Source organism: Streptomyces sp. NPDC057950, from assembly GCF_042887295.1.
GTDB lineage: Bacteria > Actinomycetota > Actinomycetes > Streptomycetales > Streptomycetaceae > Streptomyces > Streptomyces kaempferi.
The window spans coordinates 77624-85032 of record NZ_JBHVPP010000035.1 but is presented as its reverse complement, the minus strand read 5'-3'; the positions used below and the strand labels follow the sequence as shown (position 1 = coordinate 85032).

The 7409-nt window shown below is 70.2% G+C and carries 7 protein-coding genes; 1 reads left to right on the top strand and 6 read right to left on the bottom strand.

Features of this window, described 5'->3' with window-relative positions; translation table 11 throughout:
- Nucleotides 1–61: 61 nt before the first annotated feature.
- Nucleotides 62–847 carry a glucosamine-6-phosphate deaminase gene (nagB, locus tag ACFVTC_RS39800; RefSeq protein ID WP_390134254.1) on the bottom strand — a complete coding sequence of 262 codons (786 nt, stop codon included), beginning with the start codon at nt 845–847 and terminating at the stop codon, nt 62–64.
- A gap of 685 nt (nt 848–1532) precedes the next feature.
- Between nagB and ACFVTC_RS39795 the strand changes: the two genes are divergently transcribed.
- Nucleotides 1533–2999: a sensor histidine kinase gene (locus tag ACFVTC_RS39795; RefSeq protein WP_390134260.1), complete on the top strand. Its 1467-nt coding sequence runs from the start codon at nt 1533–1535 to the stop codon at nt 2997–2999.
- Nucleotides 3000–3228: 229 nt separating this feature from the next.
- On the opposite strand, the gene ACFVTC_RS39790 is transcribed toward ACFVTC_RS39795, so the two are convergent.
- From ACFVTC_RS39790 to ACFVTC_RS39770, 5 genes are all read right to left on the bottom strand, one after another.
- Nucleotides 3229–3486 carry a WhiB family transcriptional regulator gene (locus tag ACFVTC_RS39790; protein WP_006380970.1) on the bottom strand — a complete coding sequence of 86 codons (258 nt, stop codon included), beginning with the start codon at nt 3484–3486 and terminating at the stop codon, nt 3229–3231.
- 318 nt (nt 3487–3804) lie between these two features.
- Complete coding sequence (locus ACFVTC_RS39785; RefSeq protein ID WP_329290318.1) at nt 3805–4773, bottom strand: diacylglycerol kinase family protein; 969 nt, start codon at nt 4771–4773, stop codon at nt 3805–3807.
- A 188-nt stretch (nt 4774–4961) separates the two neighbouring features.
- Nucleotides 4962–5417, bottom strand: coding sequence for a hypothetical protein (locus ACFVTC_RS39780; RefSeq protein WP_390134251.1), 456 nt, complete (start codon nt 5415–5417; stop codon nt 4962–4964).
- A gap of 157 nt (nt 5418–5574) precedes the next feature.
- The gene (locus ACFVTC_RS39775; protein ID WP_390134249.1) at nt 5575–6810 is read right to left on the bottom strand and encodes an RNA polymerase sigma factor SigF; all 1236 of its coding nucleotides are present in this window, start codon (nt 6808–6810) and stop codon (nt 5575–5577) included.
- Nucleotides 6807–7220: an anti-sigma regulatory factor gene (locus ACFVTC_RS39770; protein WP_054228129.1), complete on the bottom strand. Its 414-nt coding sequence runs from the start codon at nt 7218–7220 to the stop codon at nt 6807–6809. The genes ACFVTC_RS39775 and ACFVTC_RS39770 overlap by 4 nt, the downstream gene beginning before the upstream one ends.
- Between the last annotated feature and the right edge of the window lie 189 nt (nt 7221–7409).

The following is a 7409-nucleotide window of genomic DNA, read 5'->3' as shown; positions in this document are numbered from 1 at the left end:
CCGGGCACCCTGTCCGACAGGGTGCCCGGCGCCTTCGTGCGCGCGGGTCGGGGGACAGCCCTCAGATTCCCTGCCAGTCCGGCTTGTTCGCGAAGGTGTGCCGGAAGTAGTCCGCGAGCTTCAGCTCGGACGCCGCCGCCTCGTCCACGACGACCGTGGCGTGCGGGTGGAGCTGGAGTGCCGAGGCCGGGCACACCGCGGCGACCGGACCCTCCACGGTCGCGGCGACCGCGTCGGCCTTGCCCTCACCGGTGGCGAGCAGCACCAGATGCCTGGCCTCCAGGATGGTGCCGATGCCCTGCGTGATGACGTGGTGCGGCACCTGCTCGATGTCGCCTCCGAAGAACCGTGCGTTGTCGACCCGGGTCTGTTCCGTCAGCGTCTTGATGCGGGTCCGCGAGACGAGCGAGGAGCACGGTTCGTTGAAGCCGATGTGCCCGTCCGTCCCGATGCCGAGGATCTGCAGGTCGACCCCGCCGGCCGAGGCCAACGCCCTGTCGTACGCCGCGCAGGCGGCCTGGACGTCCCGCGCCGCGCCGTCCGGCCCCATGAACGCGGCCATGTCCAGCCCGAGCGGCTCGAGCACCTCGCGCCGCAGCACCGACCGATAGGACTCGGGGTGGTCGGCGGGGAGCCCCACGTACTCGTCGAGCTGAGCGATCCGGGCCCGCGAGGCGTCCACGGAGCCGGTGCCGACCCGTGCCGCCAGTGCCTCGTAGACGGGCAGCGGGGTCGAGCCGGTGGCGACGCCGAGCAGGGCGTCGGGCTTGCGCCGCAGCAGTTGCGCCACGGCCTCGGCGATCAGCTCGCCGCCCGCCTTGGCGTCCGGAACGATGACAACTTCCACGCTGGGCCTGCCGATCTGGGAGGGGCTCGCCGGGAACCGAGGGGAACACATGTGGTGTAGACCAATCTAGCAAAGATGGTCCGCCCGTGGTCGTGGGAGAACCCGCGCGCCGGAAGGGATCCGGGCGTGTCCTCCCGCGAAGCGACGTCCGTCGCGGGGCTCGGCTCGATGCCGACGGCACCGGCGTGCGGCCCGGCTCCCCCCGCGATCCGGCGATCACCGTCAGTCACGTCGGCGGTTCCCGGACCCGGCGGCGCGACAACCCGTCCGGCCCCGCGCATGAGCGGAACCGACCCCCGCAGGGGGCCGAAGCGGGCTAGTCTTCATGGTGGATGTCGTGGGAAGTTCGATGAAGTGACAACAACAAACATCCGTCGGCTCATGGACGCGAGAACGTGGTCTAGTCCACAATGTTCGGGTAGGGCGTCCACGGCCCACAGCGTCACCCCATCAACTGAACAAGCCTCCGTCCTCCCCGCACAGGAGGACGGACCGAGGAACCGGCGCTCTCTGCCCTGACTGCTCCGGGTCCTCTCCATCGGCCGACCGGGACCGCACAGCCCACGGCCGTTGCTGCTCCGGGCTGCGGTGCCGGGAGGGTTGAGGGTCCCTCCCAGGCGCCGCGGCCCGCGGGTGTTTTCGGACCGGGACCGACCCCCCGGGTACGCTCGCACATGTGCCCTCCATGAACGACCTCGTACGCCAGCACACCGCTCTCGGTGCCTCCGATCTCGAGTGGCTGCATCTGCTGGTCTCGGAGTGGCAGTTGCTCTCCGACCTCTCCTTCGCCGACCTCGTCCTGTGGGTGCCCACCCGGGACGGCACCCGCTACGTCTCGGTGGCGCAGATGCGCCCCAACACCGGTCCGACCTCGTACCAGGACGACATGGTGGGCCATCTGGTCCCGCGGGGCCGCCGCCCGCTGCTGGACGCCGCGCTCGACGAGGGCCGCATCGTGCGCGAGGGCGACCCCGAATGGCGGGAGGAGGTGCCCGTGCGGGTCGAGTCCATTCCGGTACGACGGGAGGGGCGCGTCCTCGGTGTCATCGCGCGCAACACCAACCTCCTCACCGTGCGCACCCCGAGCCGGCTGGAGCTGACGTACCTCCAGAGCGCCTCCGACCTCGCCCAGATGATCGCGGCCGGCTCCTTCCCGTTCCCCGACCAGCAGGTCGACATGGACGCCTCGCCGCGCGTGGGCGACGGACTGATCCGCCTGGACGCGGAAGGCATCGTGCAGTACGCGTCGCCGAACGCGTTGTCCGCGTACCACCGGCTGGGCCTCGCCTCCGACCTGGTGGGCCACAACCTCGGCGTGACCACCGCCGAACTCGCACCGTCCCGCGGGCCGGTGGACGAGGCGCTGGCCAAGGTCGCGAGCGGATGGGCGCCCCGCGAGTTCGAGATCGAGAGCGCCGAAGGGGTGATCCAGCTGCGGGCGATCCCGCTGAAGCCCAAGGGCACCCGGGTCGGTTCCCTCGTACTGTTGCGCGACGTCACCGAACTGCGCCGCCGCGAACGGGAGTTGATCACCAAGGACGCGACCATCCGGGAGATCCACCACCGGGTCAAGAACAACCTCCAGACGGTGGCGGCACTGCTGCGGCTGCAGGCCAGGCGCATCGAGTCGGAGCGCGGCCGGGAGGCCCTGGAGGAGGCCGTGCGACGGGTCGGGTCGATCGCGATCGTGCATGAGACGCTGTCTCAGAACCTGGACGAACGAGTGGAGTTCGACGAGATCGCCGACCGGGTGCTCGCGATGGTCGCCGAGATCTCGCCCGGCAAGGTCACCGGCCGTCGCACCGGCCGCTTCGGGGTGCTGGACGCGGAGGTGGCGACACCGCTCTCCATGGTCCTCACCGAGATTCTGCAGAACGCGCTGGAGCACGGTTTCCGCGAGGGCGACCGGGGCACGGTCGAGGTCTCGGCGGTCCGGGGCGGCACCACCAAGGAGACCCGGCTGCTGGTCACCGTCCAGGACGACGGTGTCGGTCTGCCGGAGGGATTCGACCCGCACCGCTCGGGCAACCTCGGCCTCCAGATCGTACGGACCCTGGTGGAGGGCGAGTTGGGCGGCACCTTCGACATGGTGGCGGCCCCCGAACGCGGCACGCAGGTCATCCTGGACATTCCGGTGCGGGCGAGCAAGTAGGACGCGGCCGTGCCCCGAGGGCGCGGGGCCCGGGGCGATGGCGCAGGACAGAGGCCCCGGACCTTTCGGTCCGGGGCCTCTGCCTACGTTGCGATGGGGGTACCCCCTGCTCGAGCATGGTCGAGAGTTCCGGGGGAGCATCGGGGGTACTGCGCGCTGCGGCTCGGGGGCGGGAGATGCGTACGCGCTGTACGCGCCGCCAAGCTCAGGCTCGTTGCGGGGTGGGGTGTCAGGCGGTGGCCTGACGAGCCCGGTTGCGGGCGGCGCGGCGCTTCATCGCACGACGCTCGTCCTCGCTGAGGCCACCCCAGACGCCGGAGTCCTGGCCGGACTCGAGCGCCCACTGCAGGCACTGCTCCATGACGGGGCAGCGGCGGCAGACGGCCTTGGCTTCCTCGATCTGCAGCAGCGCAGGACCGGTGTTGCCGATGGGGAAGAAGAGCTCGGGGTCTTCCTCGCGGCAAACGGCGTTGTGACGCCAGTCCATGGCTGCTACCTCTCCTTGGTATTACATGCACGTTGCTTGTGAATGTGAACGCTTTCACGAATCCCTCAACAAGTGAAGGGCCGACTACCAGACGGACTGGTGTGGTCCTGTGATTTGAGGAGGGGTTCTGGCGCTCTGTGGGGCCGATGTTGCGGGCCGTCCCGAGCGCCACGTAGAGACTCGCAAACCTCAGCGGCGGATACAACCCCTTCTGGAAAGTTTTTTTTGATTCCTCGGTGTCGACTAGGTCACAGCCGTACTTCCATGGGGTGGACCCTGGTCTAAACGTTCGAGTGAAAGGACTTTGAGGACTTCCACTCACACAATCACACGCAGTGCACGGCGTACGCCTGTGAACGTCACGCTCGTGCGCAGCCCCAGGTGGTCGCCGTCCATCTGAAGGGGGAGTGGCGCCTTCGAATGCAAGGTGAAGTCGGTCAGGTCGTGCAGTGACAGGGCGTGCTTTCCGTGCGGACCGCGTTCGGGGGACGAAGTGAGCAACTGGGTGGCATACCGGGCGGCCGAGGCCGTCGACATGCGGCTGAGGCCGAGTACGTCGAGGCCGGTATCGAACGAAGCCTTAGGCGAGGCGTACACCGGACGATTGCCGAGAAACGTCCAGGGCGAGGTGTTGCAGATGATGGACAGGACGAGATCGGTGACCGGGTCCTCGCCGGGGCGGTCCAGGGTGATCGTTCCGTGCCTGCGATGAGGTTCGTCCAGAAACTGACGTACCACTTGGCGCAAATACAGGGCGTGCGTGGAGCGCTTGCCGCGCTCCCGCTGCTGCTCGACCCGGCCGATCACTCCGGCGTCGAAGCCGAGCCCCGCGCAGAACGTGAACCAGCGGGAGGGGACGGATTCGTCCTCGGTGCCGGGGGTGCCCGCGGCGAGACCGAGGCCGACCGTGCGCTCGCGGTTCTCTCTCAGCGCGTCCAGCAGGGCGCCGGTGGCCTCCACCGCGTCGTTGGGCAGGCCGAGGGCGCGGGCGAAGACATTGGTGGAGCCGCCGGGGACCACGGCGAGGCGGGGGAGGCGGTCCAGCTCGGGGCCGTTGTGCAGGAGACCGTTGACCACTTCGTTGACGGTGCCGTCGCCGCCGAGGGCGACGACCAGTTCTATGTCCTCACCCTCCGCGGCCTGCCGGCCCAGGTCCCGGGCGTGCCCGCGGTACTCGGTGGTGACCACTTCGAGCTTCATCTCGCTCGCCAACGCGTGGATCAAGACGTCGCGCGTGCGCGCACTTGTGGTGGTTGCTGCCGGATTGACCACGAGAAGTGCACGCATGCGAAGCAGCGTACCTACCGTGCGGTACTCGTCCCAGACCGAGGTAGGGATCGGGTAAGAGATGAGGGCGTGAGTCTCGACACGGGGAGAGACGGCGGAAACGGGGTACGGCGCGGGGCGGCGGCGCGGAACGGGGTGGCGGGACGGGGTGACGGCGCATGCCGGGCAGGGTGCGCGGCCGTAGCCTGTCAGCGCTGGTGGGACTCCTCCGCACCGCCGGGACCACGGATGCCCAGGGCCACCGTCGTCGCCGGGTTCACCAGCAGAACCAGAGCCGCGACCGCGACGACGGCCAGGACGATGCCCGCCGGGATGGCTACGCTGTCGGCCCGGAGCAGGTTGTAGGCGACGGGCAGGGCCAGGATCTGGGTGATGACCGCGGGGCCCCGACTCCATCTGCGGCGCAGGAGCAGCCCGCGCGCGGCCAGCAGGGGCAGCAGCGCGAGCACGATCAGGGTCACGCCCCCGGTGACGGCCTGCCGCCGGTCGTCCGGAGATCCGGTGAGCCCCTGCACGAACAGATAGGCGCCCCCCGCGGCCAGGGCGAGCCCCTCCAGCGCGGCCAGCGCCGCCGCGGCGGTCAGCCGTCCGGGACGGGGCCGCGCGGTCGACGCGTCGGGGGCGGGGGTCTGCTCAGCGCTCACCCCTGAAGGGTAGCCCTCGGCTCCTGGTGCACGACCGGGCCCTGCGTACGATCGAGCCCTGCGCACGACCGGCCCCAGGTGCACGGCCGGCCCCTGGCGTACGAGCGGGGGCCCCGGACCGGTGCCCCGGCGCGGCAGCCCCGCCGTCCGGGGTGGGCTACTCCTCCACCAGCAGCTTTTCGCGGAGCTGGGCGAGGGTGCGGGCCAGCAGCCGGGAGACGTGCATCTGGGAGATGCCGACCTCCTGGGCGATCTGCGACTGCGTCATGTTGCCGAAGAAACGAAGAAGAAGGATCCGCTTCTCTCGCGGCGGAAGGTCCTCCAGCAGCGGCTTCAGCGACTCCCGGTACTCGACGCCCTCCAGAGCCTCGTCCTCGGCGCCGAGTGTGTCGGCGACGGCCGGCGACTCGTCGTCCGTGTCGGGAACGTCCAGGGACAGCGTGGAGTACGCGTTCGCGGACTCCAGGCCCTCCAGGACCTCCTCCTCCGAGATCGCCAGCTTCTCGGCGAGTTCGTGGACCGTGGGGGAGCGGCCGTGCTGCTGGGAGAGTTCCGCGGTCGCCGTGGTGAGCGCGAGGCGCAGTTCCTGGAGGCGGCGCGGCACCCGGACCGCCCAGCCCTTGTCACGGAAGTGCCGCTTGATCTCGCCGACGACCGTCGGGGTCGCGTACGTCGAGAACTCGACGCCGCGCTCCGGGTCGAACCGGTCGACCGACTTGATCAGGCCGATGGTGGCGACCTGGGTCAGGTCGTCCAGCGGCTCGCCGCGGTTGCGGAAGCGGCGTGCGAGGTGCTCGACGAGCGGGAGGTGCATGCGGACCAGCTGGTTGCGCAGTTCCGCGTACTCGGCGCTGCCGTCCGGCAGCTTGCGCAGCTCGATGAACATCGCCCGCGCCCCGCTGCGGTCCTGCGGGTCCTTCGGGTCGTGCTGGATGTGCTGGACGCTCGGCCCGTGCTGCGTGGCCTGCACGCTCTGCACGTTCTGCGTGGCCTGCACGCTCGGCCCGTGCTGCGTGGCCTGCACGTTCTGCGCAGCTGTCTTGTCGTGTTGCTCTTGCTCGCTCATAGTCCCGCCCGTCACCAGCCGCCGCCCTTCCGAGGACGTGCTCCGCGCGGCACCCTCCGGATCCCGTTGCCCGTCGTCCCGGCCGGGGAGCTTCTCCTGTCCGTCCTCGTCGACCGGCGCGTCCCCCGCGTTGTCGGCTTCGTTCGGGCTGGGGGGATCCCCGGCCCGGGTGGCTGTGCCGTCGTCGGGGTGCGGCCGGGCCTGGTCGGGGATGCCGTCGACGCCCTCCGCCACGCGCCGTGGCGCGTCGAGGCCGTCGACGCGCCCGGCGGGAAGCCCCCGTGTGCCGCGCTCTTCGTCCCGCACCGGCCCGTCCCCGTCCCTCACGCCGGCCCGGGTCCCGCGCCGCGCTGTTTGTAGAGGCTGATCGAAACGGTCTTGTCCTCGGCGACGGTGGAGTCGACCTTGCCCGCGAGCGCCGAGAGCACGGTCCACGCGAACGTGTCCCGTGACGGAGCGTGACCGTCCGTGGTCGGAGCGGAGACCGTCACCTCGAGCGAGTCGTCGATGAGCCGGAAGACACAACTGAGCACTGAGCCGGGGACGGCCTGCTGCAGCAGGATCGCGCAGGCCTCGTCCACCGCGATGCGCAGGTCCTCGATCTCGTCGAGGGTGAAGTCCAAACGGGCCGCGAGGCCGGCCGTGGCCGTGCGCAGCACCGACAGGTAGGCACCCGCGGCGGGCAGCCGGACTTCCACGAAGTCCTTCGTCGCGGGCTCGCCTGCGATCTGGGACACCCTCACCTCCAAGGTGGTACAAGCTCATTCGAGCTCTTTCGGGGCCGAGGGTCGCCCCCCGGGGTAACGCGCTAGGTGGTTCAGCGGTGACGCTACCGCGCTCCCGACTTTCCTGTCCTGGGGACCCCACTCCCCTGCTGTCACTCATAGTAAGCCCATGAGTACGGACAGTGGCTAGGGGTCTGCGGG

What these genes read in the sequence shown, in the direction of transcription:
- ACFVTC_RS39795 (WP_390134260.1), top strand. Translation starts at nt 1,533, where the DNA reads ATGAACGACCTCGTACGCCAGCACACCGCTCTCGGTGCCTCCGATCTC.
- ACFVTC_RS39790 (WP_006380970.1), bottom strand. Translation starts at nt 3,486, where the DNA reads ATGGACTGGCGTCACAACGCCGTTTGCCGCGAGGAAGACCCCGAGCTC.
- ACFVTC_RS39785 (WP_329290318.1), bottom strand. Translation starts at nt 4,773, where the DNA reads ATGCGTGCACTTCTCGTGGTCAATCCGGCAGCAACCACCACAAGTGCG.